Origin of the sequence: Haloarcula salina (genome assembly GCF_010119195.1) — an archaeon.
GTDB lineage: Archaea > Halobacteriota > Halobacteria > Halobacteriales > Haloarculaceae > Haloarcula > Haloarcula salina.
On record NZ_WRXL01000001.1, the window covers coordinates 157,368 to 182,563 of the forward strand.

Below are 25,196 nucleotides of genomic sequence, written 5' to 3' on the forward strand. Positions count from 1 at the left end.
GGTGTGACACTCATGTCAAATGGCTACGAAGACTGAGTTCTGTGACAACTGCGAGGACACCCAACCGGTAATGGAAGACAAGCCGTGGCTTCCAGTGGTCTGTCTGGAGTGCGGCCGGAACGTGTAGCCGCTGGCGCAAGACTTCGTGGCAGAACGGTAACCAGACACCGAGACCGACCGACGACGCGACGAGAACGGAACTGCTTTCGGCGCGCCGGCCGGACCTGCGCGCATGGACGAGGTACTGGTCGCGTCGGACGTACGGCGGGCGTACGGCGACACCGTCGCGCTCGACGGCGTCTCGCTTTCGGTCACTGCGGGGGAGGTGCTGGCGCTCGTCGGTCCCAACGGCGCGGGGAAGACGACGCTCGTACGTGCGCTGACGGGCACGACGGACGCGTCGGGCACGGTCGAACTGTTCGGCGTGCCGCCCGAAGCGGTCGACCGCGACAGAATCGGCCTGCTCCCGCAGTCGTTCGATCCCCACGAGCGACTGACCGCACGGGAACTCGTCAGTTACTACGCCGGCCTGTACGACGACACGCGCGACGTGGACAGAGTTCTGGACGACGTGGGACTCTCCGACACCGCGGCGACGACCTACGAGAACCTCTCCGGCGGGCAGCAGCGCCGGACCTGCGTCGCGACGGCGCTCGTCAACGACCCCGACCTGCTCGTGCTCGACGAGCCGACGACCGGCATCGACCCGGCCGGCCGGCGCGACCTCTGGGCGCTGCTCGAAGGCCTGGCCGACCGAGGCGTGACCATTCTCGTCACCACGCACTACATGGAAGAGGCACAACAGCTCGCGGACCGCGTCGGCCTGCTCGCCGACGGCCGGCTGGCGGCGCTCGACTCGCCGGAGCGCCTGATCGGCGAGCACGGCGGCGACAGCCGGCTGCTGGTCGACGGGACCTTCGACGACTCGGCCGTCTCGGCCATCGACTACCCGGCCGAGATGCGGGTCCTGGACGAGCGACTCGTCGTCTACGGCATCCGCCCGGAATCCATCGGGAGCGTCGTCGAAGCACTCGAACTCGCGGGGCTGGACTACGACAGCCTCACGTGGAAGGAACCGGACCTGGAGGACGTGTACCTCGAACTCACGGGCACCGCTGTCGGCCGCCCCGGCGGCGAGCGCGCCGCGGCGACGGCAGGTGATTCGCAGTGAGCCGGCTCGGTCGCCTCAGAGCCGAGACCCGCGCGGCGTCGCTGTCGTTCCTGCGGCGGCGGACCGCGGTCTTCTTCACGTTCTTCTTCCCGGTCATCATCGTCGTCATCTTCGGCGTGCTGGTCCAGACCCAGCCCGGCGGTGGCGGCCTGTTCACGGAGGAACCGGCCTTCTACGCGCCGGGCTACCTCGCCGTGGTCGTCCTGTTCACGCCGCTGTCGCGGGTGGGCAGCGAGGTGGCGCGCCACCGCGACGGGAACCGCTTCGAGAAGCTGGCGACGACGCCGCTGTCGCGGACGGAGTGGCTGCTGGCTCAGACCGTGGTCAACGTCGTCATCATCGGCATCGCCGGCTTGCTCATCCTCGGGCTGATGGTGTGGCTGACCGGGGCGGTGATCCGGCCCTCGGTCCTCCTGGTCCCGTTCGTCGTCCTCGGCGTGGCGCTGTTCTGTGCCGTCGGGGCGATGCTCGGCAGCCTCGCGGACTCCCAGGACGGCGTCATCGCGGCGAGCAACGGACTCGCCCTGCCGCTGCTCTTTCTCTCCGAGACGTTCGTCCCCCAGTCGCTCCTCCCGGCGTGGCTCCCGACGTGGCTGTCGCCGCTGACGTACTTCTCGCGGGGCGTTCGGGCGGCGACGACGGGCGCTGGCGACGCCGTCACGCCGCTCGTGATTCTCACGGCCTGTGCAGTCGTCGGATTCGCCGTCGGGGCCCGGCTCCTGCCGCGAACGGACTGAGGGCGACGGAGTCCGGGTCCCGTTCAGCGCGGGACCCAGCCGTAGACGTGGTTCAGCATGACGTAGGTGACGAGACCGAGAAAGAGGCTCAGGCTCCAGGCGGCGACGGCGATCCGGCCGACGCGGGCGTGGATCGTCTCCCTGAGTTCCGCGGGCGAGTGCGTCAGCCCGAGGACGACCGCGTGGACGACGACGGGCACCGACACCGCGGAGAGGAGGATGTGGACCGCGAGCATGATAATGTACGCGCCCCAGACGATCCCCTCGGCGACGATTTCCTTCTCGAAGCCGCCCCCGACCTTGAGGATGTACAGGGCCAGAAACGCCATGATGAGACCGAAGGCGGTCAGCATCGCGGCTCGGTGCTTTTGGACTTCGCCGTTCCTGATGTAGTAGACGCCGACGAGAATCGTGACGAGCGCGACGCTGTTGACGGCGGCGATGGCGTCACCGAGGAGGATGACGGTCTCTCGCGAGAGATCTGGGAGGGGTAACACGCCGCCGAACGCGCCGAAGACGAGCGCGTAACCGACGACCGAGACGGCGGCGGTGACGAGGCGCGGTCGAGCGCGGGCGCGCGACTGGAGCGAATCTGCGACGGCCATACCCCGATTCGGGCCCGGAGCGGTAACTGTGTTCTGAAAACGGCACGGAGGTACGCGGCTCGAAATCGAGTGAGAACGGACCGCGAGCGTCAGGCGAAGGTGCGAGAGATGTCGTCGTCTTCCGACTCTTCCTGTTGTATCTTCTCCCAGGCGTTGCGGAAGTCGTCCATCGTGACCTCGGTCCGATCGTCGCGGATGGCGAACATCCCGGCCTCGGTGCAGACGGCCTTCACGTCCGCCCCGGAGGCGTCCTGGACCTCCTCGGCCAGCACCTCGAAGTCCACGTCGTCTGAGACGTTCATGTTCCGCGTGTGGATCTGGAAGATCTGCTTGCGGCCCTCGAAGTCGGGGTTCGGCACCTCGATGAGGCGGTCGAAGCGGCCGGGGCGGAGGATGGCGCGGTCGAGCATGTCGAAGCGGTTCGTCGCCGCGATGATGCGGATCTCGCCGCGGTCGTCGAAGCCGTCCATCTCCGAGAGCAACTGCATCATCGTCCGCTGGACCTCGGCGTCGCCGGAGGTCTTCGACTCCGTCCGCTTGGCCGCGATAGCGTCGATCTCGTTGATGAAGACGACGGCGGGCTCCTCCTGCCGGGCGAGTTCGAACAGGTCGCGGACGAGCTTCGCGCCCTCGCCGATGAACTTGTGGACCAGTTCGGAGCCGGCCATCTTGATGAACGTCGCGTCGGTCTCGTTGGCGACGGCCTTCGCCAGCATCGTCTTGCCCGTCCCGGGCGGGCCGTGCAGCAGCACCCCGCTCGGCGGGTCGATGCCCACGTCCTCGAACATCTCGGGGCTCTTGAGGGGCATCTCGACGGTCTCGCGGACCTCGTCCATCTGCGCTTCGATGCCGCCGATGTCGGCGAAGGTCACGTCCGGCGACTGGTCGACCTGCATCACGCGGGCGCGGACGTCGGTCTCGTCGTCCAGTTGCTTGACGATGGAGAGAGAGTTGTTGACGGCGACGCGGTCGTCGGGTTCGAGGTCCTCGCGCATCTCGTCGGTGACCTCGGTCAGCGCCTCCTGGTTGTTGCCGTGCTGCTTGATGATGACGCCGTCTTCGGACAGTTCCTGCACCGTTGCGACGAACAGCGGCGACTGCTTGAGCTTCTTGTTCTCGTGGGTGAGTCGTTCGAGCTTCTGCTGGTACTTGTTGTTCTCCGCGTTGGCGTCCAGCAGTTTGTCGCGCATCTCCTCGTTCTGGGCTTCGAGCACCTCGAGCCGTTCCTGCAGCGCCTCGATTTTCTGTTGCTGAGAGGCGTCGTCGTCGTACGGCAGGTCGACCTCGTCGACGGTGTCGGTCATTACGAAACGTGTAGTAGGTGTATCGTTATGAGGCTTCGGGTAGCGCCAGATACCGATATCGCCCGCCGTGGGCCCCGAGGTCGCCGATACGTCGGGCGAGCCCCGGCGGTTCCGAATCGGCATCCTTCTTGAGATGGGCCGGAAACGGCCACCCATGGCAGACGAACCCGAAGACGTGCTGATCGTCGGCGGCGGCGTCGCCGGACTCTCGGCGGCGATCTTCACCGCCCGCGCTGACATGTCGACGCGAATCATCTCGACCGGGGAATCGATACTGAATCGCAACGCGCACCTCGAGAACTTCCCCGGATTCCCAGCGGGGATCAATCCGCGACTTCTGCTCGAACTCATGCGCGCGCAGGCCCGACGAGCCGGCGTGTGGTTCATCGACGGGAGGGCGGAGTCCGTCGAACGGACGGGCGACGGCTTCGACGTGACCTGCGACGACGGGGAGACCTACGACGCGACGTACCTCGTCGCGTCGTCCTGGTCCGACCCCTCCTATCTCGACGGGCTGGACCTCCCGCTGATCGACCGGGGCTCGAAACAGTTCATCGGGACCGACGACCGCGGCCGGACGGAGGTCCCGGGCCTGTACGCGGCGGGTCGGCTGGCCGAGCAGCACCACCAGGCAATCGTCGCCGCGGGCCACGGCGCGCAGGTCGGGCTGACGCTCGTCGAGGACTCCGACGTGGACTTCTACCACGACTGGACCGCGCCGGAGGGGTACTTCACCGAGCGCGGGCGGGAGGTCCCGCCGGGCTGCGAGGAGATCGACGAGGACGAGCGAACGCGCCGCGAGGAGGAGTCCCTAGAGGTCATGCGGCGCTACTTCGAACAGCCGATGCCGGGCGAGCCGACGATGCACCCGAGCGTCGCGGACGACGACTCAGACTGAGCGCGCCTCGATCTCGCGGGCCACGGCCCGCAGCCGCTCGATTCGCTCGTCCGTCGGCGGATGCGAGCGCGTCTCCGTGACGACGCTCGAGGTCCCGTCCGACGCGGCCCCGAATCCGTGAGGGAGGAAGCACAGTCCCTGCACGCTCGCGTACGCGCGACGCTTGTCGGCCGTCGGTCGGTCGTCTCCCGATCCGTCGAGGGCTTCCAGGGCCCTGACCAGCGCGGCCGGGTCGCCGGTCAGTCGCGCCGCGCTCCGGTCGGCGGCGAACTCCCGAGCGCGAGAGAGCGACCGACCGAGGACCACGACGGGGGCGGTGAGCGCCCCGAGCGCGACGCCGCCGACGAGGGCGGTGCAGGCGAACAGGAACAGGAAGCCCAGCGTGAACGAGAGGCTCCCGAGCGGGGCGTCGAGCAGTCGCGCGCTGCCAGCGTACGCCGCGACAAGCGCCACCGCACCGACCGCGTAGCGGCCGCCGCCGGGGAGATGGTCGGCGAGCGGGTCGTACCCGCCGTCGGTCAGCGACGGGAGGAAGCTCGCGAGCGTCATCACGGTCGCGTCGCGGTTCGCGACGTGCGCGAGTTCGTGGGCCAGCACGGCGTCGAGTTCGTCGCCGTCGAGCGCCGAGAGCAGGCCCTCGCTGACGACGACGGTCGCGCCGCCGAGCGTGCCGAGCGCGAAGCTGTTCGGGACGGCGCTGTCGGCGACGGCGAGCCGCGGCGGCTCCACGTCGGCGAGCTGTGCGAGCCGCCGGACGCGCTCGTGGAGATCAGGGTACGCCTCGGGACCGACCTCGCGGGCGTCGACCTCGGCCATCGTCTGGGCCCGCGTGTACCGCAGTTGCGCCCAGACGAAGGCGACCAGCGCCGGCAGGAGGACCGCGAGCCACCAGGCGATCCGCGTCGACGCGTCCCCGAAGGGTAACTGGGCGGCGACGGCGTCGCGAACCGGGACGAGCCACGGCGTCAGGAGGAACGCCGCCGTGGCGACCACGGCGAGGTCGACGGCGAGGAGGAGGACGAGTGTACGGAGGATGCGGCGAGTGAGCGTCCGCATAGGGCGTGTCCAGCTATCCGTACAGCGAACGAAAGGTCTTCTGGTGGGGCGAGTCTCGCGGTCGGATCCCACGGGGGAGGAAAGTATTTACTCTGCTGGGCGGAAACCGTGAGACAGTGTCAGCGAGCCCCGCTCGCGCCGCCCTCGCCCTCCTCTGTGCCGTCGCGGTCCTGTTCGGCACCGCGCTGTTCCCCGGCGCGCTCGGCGTCGGACTGGACGCCGGTAGTCCGCTCGACGGACGGAGCGGCGGCCCGGTCGGCCCCGACGGAGCGCCTGCCGACGGCCAGCACCGCCAACCCGGATCGACCCCGGTCGACGCGTCGACGGCGGCCCCGGCCGAGCAGACCGAGTCGACGACGGCGACACCGGACCCGACCGACACCGAGACCACGGGTGCGGACCCCGACACCGGCGGTCGGGTCTCGCTCGTCGGAACCGTCGTCGGCCTGTTGCTGATGGTCGGGATCGGCATCGTCGCCGCCGGCGTGTATCGGTCGGCGAGATCGGGGCCTTCCGACGCCGGCGTGCTGGTCGGTCTCCTCCCGGCGACGGTCGCGCGGGCCGTCGAGACGGCGTTATCCGCGCTCTCCGGGGCATCCGCGGGCCGCGCGTTCTCGCGCATTCCGCAGTTGACGACCACCGCTTTGCTCGCCGGGTCGTCGGCCATGGCGCGTGTCGCTCACGGCGTGGAGGCCGTGGCGAGCGGCGTGCTTGACGGCCTGGCCGCCGGCGTCGTCCCCATCGCGAAGCTGTCCGGTCGGGGGCTCGTGCAGTTCCCGCAGGCGCTCGGCGCGCTGACGGTCGCGCCGTTCCGGGCCCTCGGCGGCCTCGGCGGTGGCGACGGCCTCCTGTCGTCGCTCCGTGACGGTGTCGAGCGACCGTCGCTGTTCGGCTCGGCGGCCGACGAGCGCGGCCCGTCGACCGAACCTGCCGGGACCACGGACGACGGCGGTCTCGACGTCGACTCCCTGTCGGTGCGGGACGCCTGGGCGGCGATGACCGAGCGCGTCCCGGTGTCGAACCCGTCGGCGACGACGCCCGGCGAGTACGCCCGCGCCGCCATCGAACGCGGGCTGCCCGCGGAGCCGGTCCTGCGGCTGACGGATCTGTTCCGCGATGTCGAGTACGGCGGCCGCTCGGAGAACGAGGGCCGAACCGCGGCCGCCCGTGCCGCCGTCGAGCGCCTGCTTCGAGGGGGTGACGAGCGGTGACCGAGGGCGAGCGGAGCGACGAGACGCCCGACGGCGTCGGTCGAGCGACCGTCGACGCCAGCGTCGAGCGGCCCGAGCCGGGGCGGCGATTCCTCGCGCTCACGTTCGCGGGCCTCGCCTCGCTCGCCGCCGCGGTGCTGGTCGTCACCGTCCCGTCGCTGGTCCCGGCGTCGGAGTCCGTCGATCCGGCGGCGCTCCGCACGCTCGCCAGCGCCGGCGCGGTCGCGGTCGGACTGGTCGGGCTGTACACCATCTGCTTCGAGCCCGTCCCCGACGGACGAGCCCAGCGCGAGGCTGACGACGAGTCCCACGACGACCTGCTCCGCGACATCGAGTCGACGGAGCGACCGAGCGGCGGCAGTGCCGACCTGGTCGGCGGCGACATCGACTACAAACTCGAACGGATCGGTGGTCGCGTCGACCCCGCCAGCGGGCTCGAAGCGAGCTACGCGGCCGACGTCAGGGGCGACCTCCGGGCGGCGGCCAGACGGGCGCTCGTCCGGCGGACCGAGCGGACACGCGACGAGGCGGTCGAGGCAGTCGAAACGGGAACCTGGACGGACGACCGGCGGGCGGCCGCGCTCCTCGGAGGAGACGCCGCGCCGGACCCGCCGATCGCCGTGCAGGTGCGCGACTGGGCCAGCGGCGAGGGGTTCGACCGTCGGGTGGAAGCCGCGACGGCGGAGATCCACGCGCTGTCCGAGGAGGGCGATAGATGAGCACCCGCGAGACCTCGCGGCGGAACGTCGGCGTCTCGGCCGCGCTCGTCGCCGGCGGCGCGGGCGTCGTCACCGGGAATCCGGCGGTGTTCATGGTCTCGGTCCTCGGCCTGGCGTACGCGGCCTACCAGGCCGCCATCGGCGACCCGGAGCCGACGCTGACCGTCGAGCGCGAGGTCGAGACGACGGAGCCGCTCCCGGGCGCGGAACTGGGCGTGACCGTGACGCTCCGAAACGACGGCGACGCGACGCTGCCCGACGTGCGCGTCCGCGACGGCGTCCCCGAACGCCTCGACGTGGTGGACGGCTCGCCGCGGTTCGGCACGCACCTCGAACCCGGCGGGAGCGACTCGTTCACCTACACCATCCGGGCCCGGCGGAGCGACCACGCCTTCGCGGAGACGACCGTCGTCTGCCGGAATCTCACCGGGACTGTCGAGTTCGCCGAGCGGGTCGGCATCGAGACGCCGATCGAGTGCAGCGCGCCGGTCGACCGCTTCGAGCTCTCGGCACAGACGCTCGCCCAGACCGGGCGCGTCCCGACGGACGCGGGCGGCGACGGCGTCTCGTTCTACGCCATCCGGGAGCACCAGTCTTCGGACCCGATGAGCCGGGTCGACTGGAACCGGCTGGCCAAGACGAACGAACTGGCGACCGTCGAGTTCCGCGAGTCGCGGGCGGCCAGCGTCGTCGTCCTGGTCGACGCCCGCCACCGGGCGGCGAGCGAGGCGGGCGCGCCAACGGCGGTCCAGTACAGCGGGTACGCGGCCGAACAGGTCGCCACGGCGCTGCTCGACGAGGACAACCGCGTCGGGGCCGCGGTGTACGACGACTGCTCGTACCTCCGGCCGTCGGCGAGCCGGGAACAGGCCCGCCGCCTCCGGTCGTTCCTCGCCGAGATCGGCGACGGGTCCACCTCCTCGGAACGCCGGGGCACGGGACCGCTCTCGGACGGGTCGCGGCACTCGTTCTTCCAGTCGGTCGACGAGGTCGAACGGCGCTACGGCCTCACCGACGGCGGCGACCCGGTCGCGACGCTCGACCGAACGATTCCGGGCGAGGCGCAGGTCGTCTTCTGTACCCCCCTGCTCGACGACCGGGCGGTCGACGCGGCGACGCGACTGTCCGCGCACGGCCACGACGTCACCGTCGTCAGCCCGGACCTGACCTCGACGGAGACGCCGGGGGCGACGCTCGAACACGTCGAGCGGAGCGAGCGCGTCGGCGACCTCAGAGGAACGGTCCGCGTCGTCGACTGGCCGCGAACGGAGCCGCTCGCGAAAGCGCTCGTCCGGTCGACGGAGCGGTGGTCGCGATGAGCCGAGACGACGCGTCGACGCTCGACAGGCGACCCGCCGAGTCGAGTTCGGCGCTGGCCGGCGCGGTGGCCACCGTGACCGCGCTCGGACTCGGCCTGGCCGTGGGAGAGCCGGTCCCGGCGCTGGTCAGCCTGCTGGGCGGCCTGACGGTCGCCGCGGGCGTCTGGTCGCTCCGGGAGTCGTCTCACGCGCGCGTCGCGGTCGGCAGCGCGAGCGTGGTGCTCGGAACGGCCGCCTTCACCGGGAGCGCCTGGCTGACGGGGGACGCGTGGCTGCTTGCGACCTACCTCGGGTTCGCCCTCGGCGCGACGTTCGTCGTCGTGGACGCGACGAGTGGGCTGGTCCCGGACGACGCGGACGCGGACCCCCTCCCGCGGATGTTACGCGCGGCCTCCGCGGCGACGGCCGTCGGCGTCGGCGTCGCGGCCCTGCTGACCGTCGCCGCGTACGTCGACCTGCTGTCGGTCGCGCTCGGAGCCGTCGAGAGCGGGATTCACCCCCTCGTGGGCTTCGCGACGCTCCAGGCCGGCGTCGTCGCCGGCCTCCTGTTGCTCGATCGCGCCGTCCCGATACTCGACTCGTGGCTCCCGTCACCGGCGGCGACCACCGACAGGGCGCTCGACGGGCTGGCCGCCGTCGGGACGGACTGGTGGGAGATCGACCGGTCCATCCGCGTCGCCGTCGCGATCCAGCTCGTCGTCGCGTTCGCGCCCGTCGCACAGCGGCTCTTCGACCGGTTCCTCGCGAGCGTTCCGGTCGTGGGACGAGTGCTCCGCGTCGCGCTCTCCGGTCCGCTGCACGTCCCGCTCGCGGCCTGTCTCCTGCTGTTGCTCGGCGTCGTCGCCGCGGACGTGGTCCGGAGGTGGACGGTTCGCTCCCTCGGCGACGACCCGGCGATCACGCTGGCGCTCGCGGCGGGCGGCATCGTCGTCCCGGCGCTGGCGCTCCTCGGCGGGACCGCCCTCGCCGCGGTCGGCGTCACGGTGCCCGTCGGAGACTCGCTGGCCGGAACCGGCAACTACGCGGCCGCCACCGCCGCGCTGCTCGGCGTGCTGGTGGCGCTGACCGCGTGCCGGGCGGTCGTCCACGTCCTCAGTGCAGTGGCCCGCGAGGGGACGCTCCCGCGGCGCACCGCCGGGTTCGCGACCGGGAGCGCGCTGTTGTTCGTGACGACGCTGGTCGCGGCCGAACTCGGGCTCGCGCCGCTGCTCGTGCTCGCCGGCGCGGCGGCGGCGCTGCTTGTCTGGGACACCGGCGCGCACGCGAGCAGCGTCGGCGCGCAACTGGGGCGCGACGCCGAGACGACCGACAGCGAGTTCGTCCACGTCACGGGGACTGCGGCCGTCCTCGGCGTGGGCGTCGTCGCGGTCCTGCTCGTCAGGTACGCCCTGTTCCCGTTCGTCGTCCCGACCGCGGCCGCGGGCCTGTCGCCCGCCACGGTGATCGCGCTGGGACTCGTTCTGCTGTCGGTTCTGCTCGTCACCGTCGCGCTCCTCTCGCACCGCGAGCGGCCGCGGCAGCGCGAACGGGCCGGCGGCGAGGGGTGAGCGGCGGTCGCCATCTGCACCGGTCGAGACGCGCCGGCCGAGAGTCGGGTGCTTTTACTCCCGCACTGCGAATCGAGGCGTATGCTGGACGGTGTCAACGTCGTGCTGGGGGTCTCGGGGTCTATCGCCGCGGTGAAGACGGTCGAACTCGCCCACGAACTCCGCCGCGAGGGGGCCTCGGTCCGGGCCGTGATGACCGACAGCGCCGCGGGCATCATCCACCCGTGGGCGCTCGAGTTCGCGACCGAGCACGAGGTGGTGACGGAGCTGACCGGGAGCGTCGAGCACGTCGACCTCTGCGGGCGGACCGGCTGGGGCGACGTGCTCCTGCTCGCGCCGGCGACGGCCAACACCGTCGGCAAGGTCGCCGCGGCCGTCGACGACACGCCGGTGACGACCTGTGCCACCACCGCTCTCGGAGCGGACCTGCCGGTCGTCGTCGCGCCGGCGATGCACGAACCGATGTACGACCACCCCGGCGTGCTGGACGCAATCGACCGCGTCGAGTCCTGGGGCGTCGACTTCGTCGACCCGCGCGTCGAGGAGGGAAAGGCGAAGATCGCGACCGAGGAGGCCATCGTGACCGCCACGGCCAGAGCGGCGGGCGAGACGCCGCTCGCCGGCAAGCGCGTGGTCGTGACCGCGGGCGCGACGACGGAATCGGTCGACCCCGTGCGGACGCTCTCGAACCGTGCCTCCGGGAAGACCGGGCGCGCGGTCGCGCGGGCCTGTCACGTTCGAGGCGCGGACGTGACGCTCCTCCACGACGGGCCGGACGTGCCGTACGCGACCGTCGAGCGGGTCGAGTCCGGGGCGGAGATGACGGCGGCGGCGACGGGCGTGGCCGACGAGGCCGACGCGCTGGTCTCCGCCGCCGCCATCTCGGACTACACGGTCGAGCGGGCCCCCGAGAAGATCAAGAGCGGACAGGAGGGGCTAACGCTCTCGCTCGAACCGACGCCGAAGCTCATCGACGCCGTTCGAGAACGCCACCCCGACCTCCCCATCGTCGGCTTCAAGGTCGAGACCGAGGGCGACGACGAGACGCTCGTCGCCCGTGCGCGGGAGATCCGCGACCGCGCGGGCCTCGCCTTCGTCGTGGCCAACGACGCGAGCGTGATGGGCGCGGCCGAGACGCGCGCCCTGCTCGTCGACGACGACGCGACGGAATACGTCGGCGACAAGCAGGGGCTGGGAATCGCCGTCGCCGACGAACTGGCCGAGCGATTGACGGATTGAACCCACGCCGTGTCCGATTACGAAATAGTTTTGCGTGTCCCGTTGTTCGGGACCGATAACGACAGTAACGCTCGTCAAACAGCTACAAACAGGATTTTCAAGGAACACCGTGACTGCATCCCAACCCCGTCGTCTGCTGGTGCCACTCGACGACTCGGTGACGGTCCGGAATACCGTCGCTTACGCCGTCGAACAGGCCGAGACGACGGCTCGCGACAGTCAGCAGCAGGTAGCGCTCCACCTCGTCGTGGTTGCGAGCACGCGCGCGGTCGACCCCGAGGCGCAGGCGGAACTCGGGGATGCCAAGTCGCTGCTCGACCGCGCCGAGGTCTGGGTCGAAGAGGACCTGGGCGCGGACCCGCCGACGAACCTCGACGTGACGTTCGAGATCACCGGCGCGGACCGCTATCTGTTCAGCCCGGGCGACTACGCCGACGCGATACTGGCCTACGCGGCCGACAACGACATCGGGCAGGTCGTCCTCGACCCCGAGTTCAATCCCGGCGGGACCACGCCGATGCTCCGGCCGCTGGAAGTCGAACTCGCACGCGACGACGTGACGGTCGTGACGGCACCGGTCGAGCGACCGGCGCGGTCGACCGCCCTCGCTCGGGCGGCGACGCTCCCCAAGTACGGCACCGTATTCGGCATATCGTACCTGTTTTACCTCCTGTTGAGCACCTACAAGCCGCTCGACTTCCTGACCGGCGCGATCACCGCGGCCATCGTCTCCGGGCTGCTCGCACCGATCGCGTTCAGCCGGCAGCCCTCGCTGACCCGCATCCCGAAACAGCTCGCGCGGCTCGCGATCTACGTCCCCTACCTCATAAAGGAGATCGCGGTGGCGAACGTCCAGATCGCCTACGTCGTCTTGCACCCCTCGCTGCCGATCGACCCGAAGATCGTCAAGTTCGAGGCGGCCGTCTGGGGCGACGCCCCCGTGACGACGCTCGCGAACTCGATCACGCTGACGCCCGGGACGCTCACCGTCAGCGTCTCAGAGCGGGCGTTCGACATCCACTCGCTCACCGCCGACGTGCGCGGAGACCTCTTCGAGGGCGGCCTGGAGCGGGCCGTCCGGTTCGTCTTCTACGGCCGCGAGGCCGCTGCGATCCCCTCGCCGCGCGAGCGCGGCCAGGGCGAGGACGAGGACGCCGGGAGCAGCGGCGACCCGGAGGTGCCAGCGGATGGTTGAATTCGAGACGGCGCTGCTCGCCATCGCGGCCGCGTTCGTCGTCTTCGCCGTCGTCTCGCTGTACCGTGTGATCGCCGGTCCGACCGACCACGACCGAGTCATCGCGGTCAACGTGATGGGGACGAACACGGTCATCGCCATCGCGCTCGTCTCCAGCGCGCTCGACGCGCCGCTGTTCCTCGACATCGCGCTCGTGTACGCCCTGTTGAACTTCCTGCTCTCGATCGCGTTCTCGAAGTTCAACGTCGAGCACGGAGGTGTGCTATGACGCCGACCGAGTGGGCCATCGTCGCGCTCGCGCTCGTCGGCGCGTTCTTCGGCGGCGTCGCCGCCGTCGGTATCGTCCGGCTACCGGACGTGTACACGCGCGCCCACGCCGCGTCGAAGAGCGACACGCTCGGAGCCGTCCTCACGATCAGCGCGGCGGCGCTGGCGCTTCAGACCGACCTCTCGACCATCAAGGCCGTCTTCCTGCTCGCGTTCATGTTCCTGACGAACCCGACGGCCGCCCACGCCATCGCCCGGGCGGCCCAGGACCAGGGAATCGAGCCGTGGACCGCCGGCGACGAGGAGGGAGAGCGATGACGCTGACGCTCATCGAGGGGGCGCTGCTGGTGTTCGTCCTCGGGTGCGCGCTGGGCGCGGCGCTCCTCAAGGACGTGCTGGCGTCGGTGATGGCCTTCGCCGCCTACAGCCTCGGCGTCTCCATCATCTGGGTGATACTGGAAGCGCCCGACGTGGGGCTGACCGAGGCCGCCGTCGGGGCCGGCATCATGACCATCCTGTTCCTGCTGGCGCTGGCGAACACCGTCCGCCCGCAGGAAGACCAGATCCTCGAACGGGTCCGGTTTCGGACCGTCGCGTTCGTCGGGGCGTTCGTCCTCGTGATGCTGGCGACGGTCCCTTCGCTCCCCGCCATCGGTGCCGATGGGGCGGCGAATCCGGTCGTCAGCGGCGAGGTCACGCAGTACTACCTCGCGAACGCCTACGAGCAGACGGAGGTCCACAACGCCGTGACCGCCGTGCTCGCGGCCTACCGCGGATTCGACACGCTGGGGGAGGCCGTCGTGGTCTTCTCGGCCGGCGTCGCCGCGCTGACCGTCCTCAGGCAGGAGGTGTTCGCATGAGCGGCGAGGACCGGCCGGGACTGTACGTCGAGAGCACCATCATCATGACGACCGTCCGGGTCGTCGCGCCGTTCGTCCTCACGTTCGCGCTGTTCGTCATGTTCCACGGGGCGAACTCCCCCGGCGGCGGATTCCAGGGCGGCGTCATCGCCGGGTCCGTGATCATGATGCTCGCGTTCGCGTACGGCATCGACTCGACGCGCGAGTGGGTCGACGTGCGCGTCGTCGCGACCCTCGCGTCCGGCGGCGTGCTCCTGTTCGCCGCCATCGGCCTGGGCACGATCCTGCTCGGGGGGAACTTCCTCGAGTACCACCTGTACGAGCGGTTCATCTCGCACGCGACCGCGTACGGGATCGAACTCGTCGAACTGGGCATCGGCGGTATCGTCGCAAGCGTCGTCATCGGGCTGTTCTTCCTGCTGGCGGCGGGCTACGGCCACGCGGTCGACACACCGGAGGCTGAAGAGTAATGTTGGGACTGCTCGATTCGCACTACAACTACGTCGCGGTCATGCTGTTGCTGGGTATCGGCCTGTACATGCTCGTCGAGTCCCGGAACCTCGTGAAGAAAGTCATCGGGATGAACGTCTTCCAGACGGGCATCTTCCTGTTTTTCATCACGCTCGCGTTCCGGGCGGGCGGCAATCCGCCGATCATCGAGGACGGCGGCGGCCCCTACGTCAGCCCGCTCCCGCACGTCCTCATCCTGACCGCCATCGTCGTCGGGGTGAGCCTGACCGCGGTCGCGCTGGCGCTGCTCATCCGCATCTACACCGAGTACGGCACGCTGGACGAAGACAAACTCAAACAGCTCTACTATGATTGATCACCTCCCCGTCCTGCTGGTCGTCCTGCCGATACTCGGCGGCGCGGTGCCGCTGGTGGTCAGCCTGCTCCACGAACGGGCCGGCTGGGCCGTCGCGACGCTGACCGTCGCCGGGCAGGTCGCCCTCGCGGGACTGCTGGCCTGGACTGTCGAAACGAGCGGCACAGTGAGCTACGAGGTGGGCGGCTTCGCCGCCCCGTACGGCATCGAACTCGTCGTCGACGGGCTCTCGGCGGCGGTCGCGCTGCTCGTCGCCGTCGTCGCGCTGGGCGTGCTCGCGTACGCGCGCCACGCCGGCCCGCGGTCGAACTCCTTCTACAGCCTGTACTTGCTGCTGGTCGCCGGGCTGACCGGCATGAGCGTCACCGGCGACGTGTTCAATCTGTACGTCTTCCTCGAGATCACCGGGCTCGCGGCCTACGGGCTGGTCGCAAGCGGCGACGAGGCGAAGTCCGCTGTCGCCGCGCTGAAGTACCTCATCATCGGGACCGTCGGCGCGTCGCTGTACCTCCTCGGCGTCGGCTACCTGCTGGCGGCGACGGGGACGCTCAACATGGCCGACCTGGCCGGGAAGCTCGGGTCGATGGCGGCCTACGACTCCACGCTGGTCCTGACCGCGTTCGGGCTGATGGTCGGCGGGCTGACGGTGAAGGTCGCGCTGTTCCCGCTGCACACCTGGCAGCCCGACGCCTACGCGAACGCGCCCGACACGGTCAGCGCGTTCATCTCAGCGCTCGTCTCGACCGTCTCCGCGTACGCGCTCGCGAGACTGCTGTTCTCGGTGTTCACCGTCGAGTTCCTGTCGGCCGTGCCAATCGCGCGCTGGGCGCTGCTCGGCCTGGCCTGCGTGAGCGTCGTCACCGGCAGCGCGCTCGCCGTCTCCCAGAGCAGCGTCCAGCGGATGCTCGCGTACTCCTCGGTGTCGCAGTTCGGCCTCGTCGTCGCCGGCTTCACCGTCGGGACGCCGATGGCCGTCGTCGGCGCGAGCGTCCACCTGCTCGGACACGCGGTGATGAAAGGCGGACTGTTCGCCGCGACGGGCGTCATCGAGCGCAAGACCGGCGCGACGACGCTGAACGGCTACGCCGGAATGGGCAGTCGCGTCCCGGTGACCGCCGGCGCGTTCTCCGTCCTCGCCCTCGCGATGGTCGGCGTCCCGCCGGCGATCGGCTTCGTGGGCAAGTGGTTCATCGTCTTCGGCGCGGTCAAGGCCGAGATCTGGCCCGTCGTCGTCGTCCTGCTCGCGAGCACGCTGCTGACGCTCGCGTACTTCGCGCGCCTCGTCGAGCGACTCTACTTCGCCGAGGCGACCATCCACGCGGATGAACAGGCCGACGCGACCGCGGACGTACCGGCCGACGCCACCGTCGCCGACGGCAGCGGTCGAGCGGTCTCGACGGGGATGGTCGCCGTCGTCGTCGCCGCGGCCGTGCTCGCCGTCGCGCTGACCGCGGCAGTCCCGGCGTTCGAACAGGTTCTGAACGAGACGCTTCCGCAACTCCTCACCCAATGACCGACATCACCTCACTTCGACCCCTGTTCGCGATCCTCGTCTCGGCGCTTGCCATCCCCGTCATCCTCTCGCTCGAGCGGCGGCCGAACGTTCGGGAGGGCGTGACCATCGCCGTGGCGCTCGCGAAGTTCGCCATCGTCGCGAGCATGGTGCCCGGCGTGCTCTCGGGCACGCGCTACGTGTTCTCGCTCGGGAAATTCGGTCCCGGCATCGAACTGACCTTCCGGGTCGACCCGCTCGGCCTCCTCTTTGGCCTGCTCGCGAGCCTGCTGTGGATCGTCACGAGCTTCTACAGCATCGGCTACATGCGCGGGCTCGACGAACACGCCCAGACGCGCTACTTCGCCTCCTTCGCGGCGAGCCTCGCGTCGGCGGTCGGCGTCGCGTTCGCGTCGAACCTGCTCACGCTGTTCGTCTGCTACGAGCTGCTGACCGTCTCGACGTACCCGCTGGTCACCCACGACGAGACCGACGAGGCCCGCGCCGCCGGTCGGAAGTACCTCGCGTACACGTTCGGCGGCGGCGTCGCAGTGCTGGGCGGGACCGTCCTCGTCTTCGTCCTCACCGGGACGACGGCGTTCACCCCGGGCGGCATTGAAGCGCTCGCGACGGCCGACCCGACGCTCGCGCGGGCGGCGTTCGCGCTGCTCGCGGCCGGGTTCGGTGTCAAGGCTGCACTCATGCCGGCACACTCCTGGCTCCCGGACGCGATGGTCGCGCCGACGCCCGTGTCTGGCCTGCTCCACGCCGTCGCCGTCGTCAAGAGCGGCGTGTTCGGCATCGCTCGCGTGGTCCTCGACGTGTACGGAACCGGGACGATGGAGCAACTCGGCGTCGGCCTGCCGCTGGCCGCCGTCGCGGCCTTCACCCTCTTGACCGCGAGCGTCATCGCGCTGAGACAGGACAACCTCAAGCGCCGGCTCGCGTACTCGACGATCAGCCAGCTCTCGTACATCGTGTTAGGACTGGCGCTGCTGAAGGGCGACGCGCTCATCGGCGGCCTGCTCCACATCCCCGCCCACGCGTTCATGAAGCTCACGCTGTTCTTCTGTGCCGGCGCGATCCACGTCGAGACGCACACCGACGACATCAGCGACATGGCGGGTATCGGGAAGCGGATGCCGCTGACGATGGCCGCGTTCGGCGTCGCCGCGGCCGGGATGGCCGGCATCCCGCTCGTGGCCGGGTTCGTCAGCAAGTGGTACCTCGTCATCGGCGCGCTGGACGGCGGCGGCCTCGTCTTCGCCGCCGCCCTGCTGGTCTCCGGGGTCCTGAACATCGCGTACTTCTGGCCGATCGTCTACCAGGCGTACTTCGAGTCGCCGGAGGGCCACGACGAGAAGCCCCTCCTCGAAGGCCCGCTCGGCGGGCGCGACGTCGTGCGGACCGACGGCGGCGACGCGGACGACGACACGGCCGAATCGTCTCCGGTCGAGTCGAGCGAGGACATTCCCGAGCCCCAGCACGTCGACCACCTCGGCAAGCACCACGAGGACGACGAACACCACGGCGGCCCGCCGGCGGGCGGCTGGACGAAATCCGGGTGGCGCGGCGGCGAGAGCACGTGGTTCATGCTGGGGCCGATACTGACCGCGGCGACGCTGTCCCTGCTGCTGGGGACCGTCCCCAACTCCGTCGTCTTCCTCCGCATCGTGACGACGATCGTCGGTAACCTCCCGGGGGTGACGCTCTGATGAGCGAGTTCCTGACGCTCGTCCCGCCGGTGGCCGTCCTGCTCCCCGTGGCGGTCCTCGTCGCGCTGTTGCCGCGTCGGAGCGGGCACGCCCTCGGGGCGCTCGTTCCCGCGCTCGCGGTGGCCTGGGTCTGGTTCGTGCCGACCGGCGCGCACCTCCAGACGACGTTCCTCGGCTTCGACGCGGTGCTGTTCAACGTCGACGACTTCTCGCGGTTGATGGGGCTCATCTTCGGCCTCATCGCCGCCGTCGCGGTGCTGTACTCCTACGCCAGCGAGGCCGACACCACGCAGACCGGCTTCGCCCTCTCCTACGTCGCGACCAGCTTCGGGGCCGTCTTCGCCGGCGACTGGCTCTCGCTGCTGTTCTTCTGGGAGCTGATGGCCGTCACCAGCACGCTACTGGTGTGGCATTACGGCGGCAAGGCCGTCAGAGCGGGCTTTCGCTACGCGCTCCTCCACGGCCTCGGGGGCACGCTCCTGATGGCCGCGATCCTCCAGACGTACGTGGCGAAGGGGACGTTCCTGTTCGCGTCGGTCCCGAACGGCCCCGAGACGGCCGGTATCGCGGCGGGACTTCCCGCTGCGCTCGCGGCGGTCGGGATCGGGGTCAACGTCGGCTTCATCGGCCTGCACGCCTGGCTCCCCGACACCTACCCGCGCCCGCACGTCGCCGCCAGCGTGTTCCTCTGTGTGTTCACCACGAAGACCGGCGTTTACGGGATGTACCGCGCGTTCCCGGACGGGCACGTCGCGGTCGCGTACATGGGCGGCGGGATGGCCGTCTTCGGCGCGATGTTCGCGCTGTTCCAGAACGACATGCGCCGCCTGCTGTCCTACCACATCCAGTCGCAGGTCGGCTACATGGTGGCCGGCGTCGGCATCGGCGGTGCGCTCGCGCAGGCCGGCGCGTTCGCGCACGTCTTCAACCACATCCTCTACAAGGGACTGCTGTTCATGACCGCGGGCGTCGTGATCTACCGGACCGGCACGGAGAGCCTGAAGAAGCTCGGCGGCCTCTGGCGGGAGATGCCACTTACTGCGGGGGCGTTCTCCGTCGCGGCGCTCTCTATCGCGGGCTTCCCCGGCTTCAACGGCTTCGTCAGCAAGGGCATCGTCATCTCGGCGAGCCACTACAGCTTCTCGAAGGGGCCGCTGCCCGTCGGGGAGTTCTACACGCTCGAATGGCTGCTACTGCTCGGCGGCGTGGGCACGTTCATGTCGTTCATCAAGTTCGGCTACTACGCCTTCTTCCACGGCGAGTACGAGGGGAGCGTGCCGGACGCCAACCGCCTCCAGAGCGTCGCCATGCTGACCGTCGCCGCGCTGTGTGTCGCCTACGGCATCTTCGATAGCGCGCTGTTCGCCATCCTGCCCTTCGACGTGACCAACGAGGCGGTCGTCGACCACGTCTACAAGACCTACACGGTCCCCCACATCGTCGAAGGCGTCGCACTCGCCGCGCTCGGACTCGTCGGGTTCGCGGCGACGAAAAAGCCCCTGTCGAAGCTCGGCCGCGTCCCCGACGTCGACCGACTGTACAACCCCGTCGTCTTCTACGGGACCCGCGCCCTCGTCGTCGGCGTAACGGAACTGTACGCGGCCGTCGACCGTGCTGTGGTCCGGGCAACGGCAGTAGTCGTGCGGACGGCCACGGAGCCAGACGAACTCCTGGCGCAACTCCGTGACACGTCGGCGGGCGACGACGGGCTGGCCCATCCGCTTCGGGCCGGTATCGGGTTCAGCGTCCTGATTCTCGCGGTGTTCGTGACGGTGGCGTTGTTATTGCTCTCGTAGCCAGCCCGTATATCTGAGCTGATAACAGTTTTTGCGATCTGTGTATCAGGCCGCACTTGTACACGTTTGATCGACTTGAATATTCCCAGAGATTACAGGCTCTGATAATACAGGTGCAAGCTTAAATAGCTCCATATCCACTCCCGAAGTAAGCACAACGTACCGGGACATCTCCACGGCGGTGGCCGTCCCGTCCGCGTGTGCCGGATAGACAACCATGGAATTCAAACGGTTCTTCAACGACGACGACGCTGTATCGCCCGTCATCGGGGTCATCCTGATGGTCGCGATCACGGTCATCCTCGCGGCCGTCATCGCGACGTTCGTGCTCGGTCTGGGAGACCAGGTCAGCAACACGGCCCCGCAGGCAAGTTTCAGTACGGAATACGATTCCGGCGCGAACGATGTTGATGTCACCCACGACGGCGGTGATTCAATTAAGGCGAGCAATCTCTATTTCCGGGGAACTGGCTTCGGAAGTGATAGCAGCGACGATATCGATGGCAACAACCAGAACTGGCCTGACTCCGCTACTAGTGGGTCCAACAGCAAAGTCGTGGCCGGTGACCGCGTCGTGGTCTCCGTAACGGGCGGCAGCTACGACTTCAACGTCGTCTACGAGTCGGCGACCGGCGACAACTCCGCGACCCTCGCAACGGCGACCGGGCCGAACGCGTAATCTCGGCTCTTTGCCTTTCATTACGCCGCCGATATCAGTGATATTATAACCGATGGACCACCTGACATTCGCTATAATGCACGGACAGGGTGGTGGATCGGAGGCGATCGCATGAGCAAGCAAGTACATGGAGACGGCTCTGACGACGAGCAACACATCTCCAAAGGGGAGATCTTCGACGTGCTCCAGAACGAGCGGCGTCGACACACCCTCCAATATCTCCGGGAGAACGGCGGGCCGGTGTCGCTCGGTGATCTCGCGTCGCACGTCGCGGCCCAGGAGTACGATTGCCCCGACGCCGACGTGACGAGCGCACAGCGAAAGCGCGTCTACACCACGTTACAGCAGTCACACCTCCCTCGGATGGACGAAGCCGGCATCGTCGAGTACGACGACGAGACCGGAACGATCGAACGGACCGAGCAGACGGAAGAGCTCACCGTCTATCTCGAAATCGTTCCCGGGAGCGAGTTTCCTTGGCGGGAGTACTACCTCTCGCTGGGAGCGGTGAGTCTGGCAATCGTCACCATCCTCTGGGTCGGCGTCTATCCGTTCACGCTCATTTCGCCGCTGGTCTGGTGGGCGGTGCTCTCCATCGTCCTCTGTATCTCGGCCGGATACCACACGTATATCGGTCGGGAGATGACCCTCACCGAGTTTACCGAGCAATCCGACTGCGACGACTGAATCGGGCCTCGAAGGAGCGCTTTTTGACTCAGCCTCGACCGCCCATTATATATCCAGTACGCTCGGGAAAAATGGATTTACAGGCTCTCTTGAAGGGTTTCAGGCCGCCATTGAACGCCTGAAACGTACTACGTGTTTAAGTGGATCCCTCCCATGTGCCTGAATCAGCGCACCGCCGTGAGTCAGTAAGCATCCCTTTCGATGCGTAGGATGTTGTTACTCGGGTCGTACTCGCGGTGTGCGACGAAAGGCAACCGAAACAATGGATATCAAACGTCTCATTCAAGACGACGACGCAGTCTCGCCGGTCATCGGGGTCATCCTGATGGTCGCAATCACGGTCATCCTGGCGGCCGTTATCGCCTCCTTCGTCCTCGGGCTCGGGGACCAGGCACAGCAGGCGACCCCGCAGGCCAGCTTCTCGTGGGAATACGAGGGCGGTGGCACGGATACGGTCACCATTACGCACGACGGTGGGGACTCCATCGAAGCACAGGAACTCTACGTCCGCGGTGACTTCGATAGTGGTGGAGACTCTGCAGACACTTGGGGAGGAGGGACTTTTGATGGGACCTCAATCTCAGGTGCTTCAGAAGTCACTGCAGGTAACTCGATAGATGTTGACGCAGGACCTGCGTACGAACTCCGCGTCGTCTACGAGCCCGTCGAGGGCGACACCTCCGCGACGCTCTCCGAAGACTCTGGACCGAACGCGTAATCCGACCGCCGCTTCTTCATTTTTCGGCCGGTGAGCGACAGCACTGCGCCACGATGCTTTTATTTCCGCGCATCCAGTGAGCGAATACGATGGATGTGACCCGGGGCGTCGTCGCCGTCGTGACGCTGATCATCGTCGGCGTCACGCTGCTCTCCGGGCCGCTCGTTCCCGGTGTGACGCTCGCGTCCGAACCCGAACCGCTGACGCTGGAGACGGGGACCGTCACGGTCGGCGACGCGCGGTTACCCGCCAACGCGACGCTGGAGAAGGGGGCCTACGGCGCGGCGAGCTACTACCTCGACGTGCCGCCGGCGACGGTCCAACTCTCGTCGCTCGACGGCAATCCGACGCTGGTCTACCGGTTCGCGATCGACGAACTGGGCTACACGCGGACGACGAACCACTTTCTGAACGACGACACTGCCGAGACGTACGAACTGACGCTGGCGTCGGACACGTTCGAAGCGGACGAGATCGATCGAGAGCGATACGACGGCACCGTGAGCGTGAGCAAGCGCGACGGCGAGGGCCACGCCGAGGTCGCGTCGCGGAACGTCACGGTCAGGGTGATCGAATGAGCGCCGAATCGCTCGCCGTCGAACTCCGGGACCGGTCGACGGTACTCGCGGGCGCCCGCCGAACCGCGGTCTCGGTCCTGTTCGGCGACCGCCTCGGCCTGACGGTGTTCCTCGCGGCTGTCTGTCTGTTCGGGCTGGTGTGGCGGACGACGTTTCTCATCAACGACTCCGTCACGCTGGCGAACGGGTTATACAGCCTCTCGAACGGACAGGTCGCGCTGCTGGAGCCGGCCTACGGCGGGACGCTCAACACCCCCGGCGTGAACAGCTACGGCGGCCGGGAGTTCGCGCGGAACTACGGCGTGATCGCGCTCTCGCTCCCGTACCTGCTCGGGCTACAGGCGCTCGCTGCGGTGGTCGAACTCCGAATCGCACTGGTCGGGATCTGGTCGCTCGCGCTGTTGGCGCTCGTCGTCCAGAGCGGGCGACTCACCGACAGCGACGGCGTAACCGTCGGCGGCAGCCTCGCGGTCCTCGGCCTGTTCGGCCTCAACGTGGCGCTGGCGCGGCCGCTCGACCCCAGCGCCGTCCACCTCTACGCCCTACAGCTGTTCCACCTCACCGTGGCCGCCTTCGTCCCCGTCTTCTGCTATCGGCTGCTCGCGCTCGCGGAGACCCGGCGGCTGGGATTACTGGCCGCGGTCGCGGTAACGGCGGGGACGCCACTGGCGTTTTGGGCCTCCGTCCCCAAGCGGCACGTCGTCACCGCCACAGTGGTGATGGGCGTCGCGTACTGCCTCTACCGCAGTCGCCGCGAGGCCGACGGACCGCTCGTCTCGCGCCCCCGGACCTTCCGGGCGCTTGCCTACGCGCTGGTCGGCCTGTACGCGTGGGTTCACGCACCCGAGGCGTTGCTCCTCTGCGTGACGCTGGCGCTCGTCGACGTACCGACCGCCCCGGAGAACAGCCCGCGGACGCTGGCGCTCGTCGGTGCCGCGTTCCTGCTGTCGCTCGTTCCGTTCGTCCTGACGAACGTCGCGATTACCGGCTCGCCCGTCGAGCCGCCGCGGTTGCTCTCCGGCGGGTACTCGGCCGGGGGCGACGCCGCTGCCGGCGGCGGAAGCAACGGCGGCTCCGGCGGCGGGTCAGCGAGCGGCTCGGTGGGGATACTCGCACCGCTCCAACCGGTCCTCGGCGTCGTCGAGAGCGGGGCTCGCCCGCTCCTGATACTCGTCGACCAGCTCCTCGTCGGATTCAGGGCGTTCCGGGCGGAGCCCGCCGACGTGTACCACACCTTCGTCCGCTCCGGGAGCGCGCAGTCGACGCTCAGCGACACCGACGCGGAGTCGGTGAACCTCTCACTGCTTGAGTCGGTCCCCCTGCTGGCGGCGTTCGCCAGCGCCGTCCCGGCACTCGTCCGCCGTCGTTCGTCGCTGTCGATACCGGATCGCCGACTCGGTCCGGGTCGCGTCGCGGATCTGTTCGCCGCGACGACCGTTCTCGGGATCGTCCTGCTGTACACGAGCCGGCTGCCGACCCACGCGCAAGTGACCGCAAGATACCTGTTCCCGCTGTGTCCGCTCGGGGTGTACCTCATCGTGCGACTGCCGCCGATACGAGACGCACTCCAGAAACACTGGCGGACGTACTGCTGGACAGTCGCCGGGACGATACTCGTCGGCGGCCAGCTCGCGCTCGTCGCCGTCGCGCTGACGGTGAGCGGCATCGGCGAGGCGTTCCAGTTCCACGCCCTCGTCGGGCTGGGAACGGCGCTGCCGCTGGGACTCTGGTCGCTGAGGGGCCGGAACGAGGGAACAGCGGGGCGGCTCGGCGCGGCACTGCTCGGCCTCACGACCGGCGTCACGCTCGTCTTCGTCCTGCTGACGACGGTAGAGTACTACGCGCTCGGCGATTCGCACGCGCTCCCGATGATGCGAGCGCTCGGCGAACTGCTGACGCTGTACTGAGTCGGTGACGGAGAATTTTAGTATGGCCTCGCAGTACCGACGGCATGGACCGACTCAAGGAGTCCCTCCTCGAGGCCCCGATCATCGAGAAAGAAGGGTACCACTATTTCGTCCACCCCATCAGCGACGGGGTCCCGATGCTTCGACCGGAGCTCCTGCGCGAGATCGTCATCAAGATCATCCGCAAGGCGGAACTGGAAGACGTCGACAAGATCGTCACACCGGCGGCGATGGGCATACACATCTCGACGGCGGTGTCGCTGATGACCGACATCCCGCTCGTCGTCGTCCGCAAGCGCCAGTACGGCCTGGACGGCGAAGTGTCGCTCTCGCAGGTGACGGGCTACTCCGAGAGCGAGATGTACGTCAACGACGTCTACGAGGGCGACAGCGTGCTCGTTCTCGACGACGTGCTCTCGACGGGCGGCACGCTGGCCGGCCTCACCGGCGCGCTCGAAGACATCGGCGCGGACATCCGCGACATCGTCTGCGTCATCAAGAAGGCCGACGGGACGAACAAGCTCGACGAGGCAGGCTACGACGCCAAGACGCTCATCAACGTCGAAGTCGTCGACGGCGAGGTCGTCATCGTCGACGAACACGGGGACGATTAAGTCGGCCGGTACTCGGAGTCTTGTAGAGAGTCGAACGCACACCGTCGAGAATTGAC

General features: G+C 68.8%; 26 protein-coding genes. 23 read left to right on the forward strand and 3 right to left on the reverse strand.

Annotation, left to right across the window (positions count from 1 at the left end):
- Nucleotides 1-232 precede the first annotated feature (232 nt).
- Nucleotides 233-1,171 (forward strand): ABC transporter ATP-binding protein, encoded by a 939-nt coding sequence (locus tag GM656_RS00870; RefSeq protein WP_162411759.1) that lies wholly within the window; start codon nucleotides 233-235, stop codon nucleotides 1,169-1,171.
- Entirely contained in the window at nucleotides 1,168-1,908 is a 741-nt protein-coding gene (locus GM656_RS00875; RefSeq protein ID WP_162411760.1) for an ABC transporter permease, read from the forward strand. Before GM656_RS00870 ends, GM656_RS00875 begins: the two co-directional genes overlap by 4 nt.
- 23 nt (nucleotides 1,909-1,931) lie before the next feature.
- On the opposite strand, the gene GM656_RS00880 is transcribed toward GM656_RS00875, so the two are convergent.
- Together GM656_RS00880 and pan1 are read right to left on the reverse strand one after the other, a co-directional pair.
- Nucleotides 1,932-2,513, reverse strand: coding sequence for a DUF420 domain-containing protein (locus GM656_RS00880; protein WP_162411761.1), 582 nt, complete (start codon nucleotides 2,511-2,513; stop codon nucleotides 1,932-1,934).
- A gap of 89 nt (nucleotides 2,514-2,602) precedes the next feature.
- Complete coding sequence (gene pan1, locus GM656_RS00885; RefSeq protein WP_162411762.1) at nucleotides 2,603-3,817, reverse strand: proteasome-activating nucleotidase Pan1; 1,215 nt, start codon at nucleotides 3,815-3,817, stop codon at nucleotides 2,603-2,605.
- 154 nt (nucleotides 3,818-3,971) lie between these two features.
- Here pan1 and GM656_RS00890 point away from each other — a divergent pair, with 154 nt between their 5' ends.
- Nucleotides 3,972-4,715, forward strand: a complete 744-nt coding sequence (locus GM656_RS00890) for an NAD(P)/FAD-dependent oxidoreductase (protein ID WP_162411763.1) — start codon at nucleotides 3,972-3,974, stop codon at nucleotides 4,713-4,715.
- Here the strand turns inward: GM656_RS00890 and GM656_RS00895 are convergent.
- Nucleotides 4,707-5,771 (reverse strand): M48 family metalloprotease, encoded by a 1,065-nt coding sequence (locus tag GM656_RS00895; RefSeq protein WP_162411764.1) that lies wholly within the window; start codon nucleotides 5,769-5,771, stop codon nucleotides 4,707-4,709. The genes GM656_RS00890 and GM656_RS00895 overlap by 9 nt on opposite strands.
- A gap of 116 nt (nucleotides 5,772-5,887) precedes the next feature.
- On the opposite strand from GM656_RS00895, the gene GM656_RS00900 reads away from it, so the two are divergent.
- The 20 genes from GM656_RS00900 (at nucleotide 5,888) to hpt (ending at nucleotide 25,140) form a co-directional block, all read left to right on the forward strand.
- A complete protein-coding gene (locus tag GM656_RS00900; protein WP_162411765.1) occupies nucleotides 5,888-6,982 on the forward strand; it encodes a DUF4129 domain-containing protein in 1,095 nt (364 codons plus the stop codon).
- A complete protein-coding gene (locus GM656_RS00905; RefSeq protein WP_162411766.1) occupies nucleotides 6,979-7,701 on the forward strand; it encodes a DUF7269 family protein in 723 nt (240 codons plus the stop codon). The genes GM656_RS00900 and GM656_RS00905 overlap by 4 nt, the downstream gene beginning before the upstream one ends.
- The gene (locus tag GM656_RS00910) at nucleotides 7,698-9,020 is read left to right on the forward strand and encodes a DUF58 domain-containing protein (protein ID WP_162411767.1); all 1,323 of its coding nucleotides are present in this window, start codon (nucleotides 7,698-7,700) and stop codon (nucleotides 9,018-9,020) included. The genes GM656_RS00905 and GM656_RS00910 overlap by 4 nt, the downstream gene beginning before the upstream one ends.
- The gene (locus GM656_RS00915) at nucleotides 9,017-10,567 is read left to right on the forward strand and encodes a DUF7519 family protein (RefSeq protein ID WP_162411768.1); all 1,551 of its coding nucleotides are present in this window, start codon (nucleotides 9,017-9,019) and stop codon (nucleotides 10,565-10,567) included. The genes GM656_RS00910 and GM656_RS00915 overlap by 4 nt, the downstream gene beginning before the upstream one ends.
- An 81-nt stretch (nucleotides 10,568-10,648) precedes the next feature.
- The gene (coaBC, locus tag GM656_RS00920) at nucleotides 10,649-11,806 is read left to right on the forward strand and encodes a bifunctional phosphopantothenoylcysteine decarboxylase/phosphopantothenate--cysteine ligase CoaBC (RefSeq protein ID WP_162411769.1); all 1,158 of its coding nucleotides are present in this window, start codon (nucleotides 10,649-10,651) and stop codon (nucleotides 11,804-11,806) included.
- Nucleotides 11,807-11,915: 109 nt separating this feature from the next.
- Nucleotides 11,916-13,001 (forward strand): monovalent cation/H+ antiporter subunit E, encoded by a 1,086-nt coding sequence (locus tag GM656_RS00925; protein ID WP_174242911.1) that lies wholly within the window; start codon nucleotides 11,916-11,918, stop codon nucleotides 12,999-13,001.
- Nucleotides 12,994-13,269, forward strand: a complete 276-nt coding sequence (locus tag GM656_RS00930) for a cation:proton antiporter (protein WP_162411770.1) — start codon at nucleotides 12,994-12,996, stop codon at nucleotides 13,267-13,269. The genes GM656_RS00925 and GM656_RS00930 overlap by 8 nt, the downstream gene beginning before the upstream one ends.
- Nucleotides 13,266-13,586 (forward strand): monovalent cation/H(+) antiporter subunit G, encoded by a 321-nt coding sequence (gene mnhG / locus GM656_RS00935; RefSeq protein ID WP_162411771.1) that lies wholly within the window; start codon nucleotides 13,266-13,268, stop codon nucleotides 13,584-13,586. The genes GM656_RS00930 and mnhG overlap by 4 nt, the downstream gene beginning before the upstream one ends.
- Nucleotides 13,583-14,128 (forward strand): DUF4040 domain-containing protein, encoded by a 546-nt coding sequence (locus GM656_RS00940; protein WP_162411772.1) that lies wholly within the window; start codon nucleotides 13,583-13,585, stop codon nucleotides 14,126-14,128. Before mnhG ends, GM656_RS00940 begins: the two co-directional genes overlap by 4 nt.
- Nucleotides 14,125-14,598, forward strand: coding sequence for a Na(+)/H(+) antiporter subunit B (locus GM656_RS00945; RefSeq protein ID WP_162411773.1), 474 nt, complete (start codon nucleotides 14,125-14,127; stop codon nucleotides 14,596-14,598). The genes GM656_RS00940 and GM656_RS00945 overlap by 4 nt, the downstream gene beginning before the upstream one ends.
- Nucleotides 14,598-14,954 carry a cation:proton antiporter subunit C gene (locus GM656_RS00950; RefSeq protein ID WP_162411774.1) on the forward strand — a complete coding sequence of 119 codons (357 nt, stop codon included), beginning with the start codon at nucleotides 14,598-14,600 and terminating at the stop codon, nucleotides 14,952-14,954. Before GM656_RS00945 ends, GM656_RS00950 begins: the two co-directional genes overlap by 1 nt.
- Nucleotides 14,947-16,467: a monovalent cation/H+ antiporter subunit D family protein gene (locus tag GM656_RS00955; protein WP_162411775.1), complete on the forward strand. Its 1,521-nt coding sequence runs from the start codon at nucleotides 14,947-14,949 to the stop codon at nucleotides 16,465-16,467. Before GM656_RS00950 ends, GM656_RS00955 begins: the two co-directional genes overlap by 8 nt.
- The gene (locus GM656_RS00960; protein WP_162411776.1) at nucleotides 16,464-18,161 is read left to right on the forward strand and encodes a cation:proton antiporter; all 1,698 of its coding nucleotides are present in this window, start codon (nucleotides 16,464-16,466) and stop codon (nucleotides 18,159-18,161) included. Before GM656_RS00955 ends, GM656_RS00960 begins: the two co-directional genes overlap by 4 nt.
- The gene (locus GM656_RS00965) at nucleotides 18,161-19,957 is read left to right on the forward strand and encodes a Na(+)/H(+) antiporter subunit D (RefSeq protein WP_162411777.1); all 1,797 of its coding nucleotides are present in this window, start codon (nucleotides 18,161-18,163) and stop codon (nucleotides 19,955-19,957) included. Before GM656_RS00960 ends, GM656_RS00965 begins: the two co-directional genes overlap by 1 nt.
- 217 nt (nucleotides 19,958-20,174) lie before the next feature.
- On the forward strand, nucleotides 20,175-20,636 hold the full coding sequence (locus GM656_RS00970) for a type IV pilin (RefSeq protein ID WP_162411778.1): 462 nt from the start codon (nucleotides 20,175-20,177) through the stop codon (nucleotides 20,634-20,636).
- A gap of 111 nt (nucleotides 20,637-20,747) precedes the next feature.
- On the forward strand, nucleotides 20,748-21,323 hold the full coding sequence (locus GM656_RS00975) for a DUF7344 domain-containing protein (RefSeq protein ID WP_162411779.1): 576 nt from the start codon (nucleotides 20,748-20,750) through the stop codon (nucleotides 21,321-21,323).
- 262 nt (nucleotides 21,324-21,585) lie between these two features.
- Nucleotides 21,586-22,041, forward strand: a complete 456-nt coding sequence (locus GM656_RS00980; protein ID WP_162412530.1) for a type IV pilin — start codon at nucleotides 21,586-21,588, stop codon at nucleotides 22,039-22,041.
- An 89-nt stretch (nucleotides 22,042-22,130) separates the two neighbouring features.
- The gene (locus tag GM656_RS00985; RefSeq protein ID WP_162411780.1) at nucleotides 22,131-22,619 is read left to right on the forward strand and encodes a hypothetical protein; all 489 of its coding nucleotides are present in this window, start codon (nucleotides 22,131-22,133) and stop codon (nucleotides 22,617-22,619) included.
- Complete coding sequence (locus GM656_RS00990) at nucleotides 22,616-24,526, forward strand: hypothetical protein (RefSeq protein ID WP_162411781.1); 1,911 nt, start codon at nucleotides 22,616-22,618, stop codon at nucleotides 24,524-24,526. Before GM656_RS00985 ends, GM656_RS00990 begins: the two co-directional genes overlap by 4 nt.
- A gap of 44 nt (nucleotides 24,527-24,570) precedes the next feature.
- Entirely contained in the window at nucleotides 24,571-25,140 is a 570-nt protein-coding gene (gene hpt / locus GM656_RS00995) for a hypoxanthine/guanine phosphoribosyltransferase (protein ID WP_162411782.1), read from the forward strand.
- Nucleotides 25,141-25,196 lie beyond the last annotated feature (56 nt).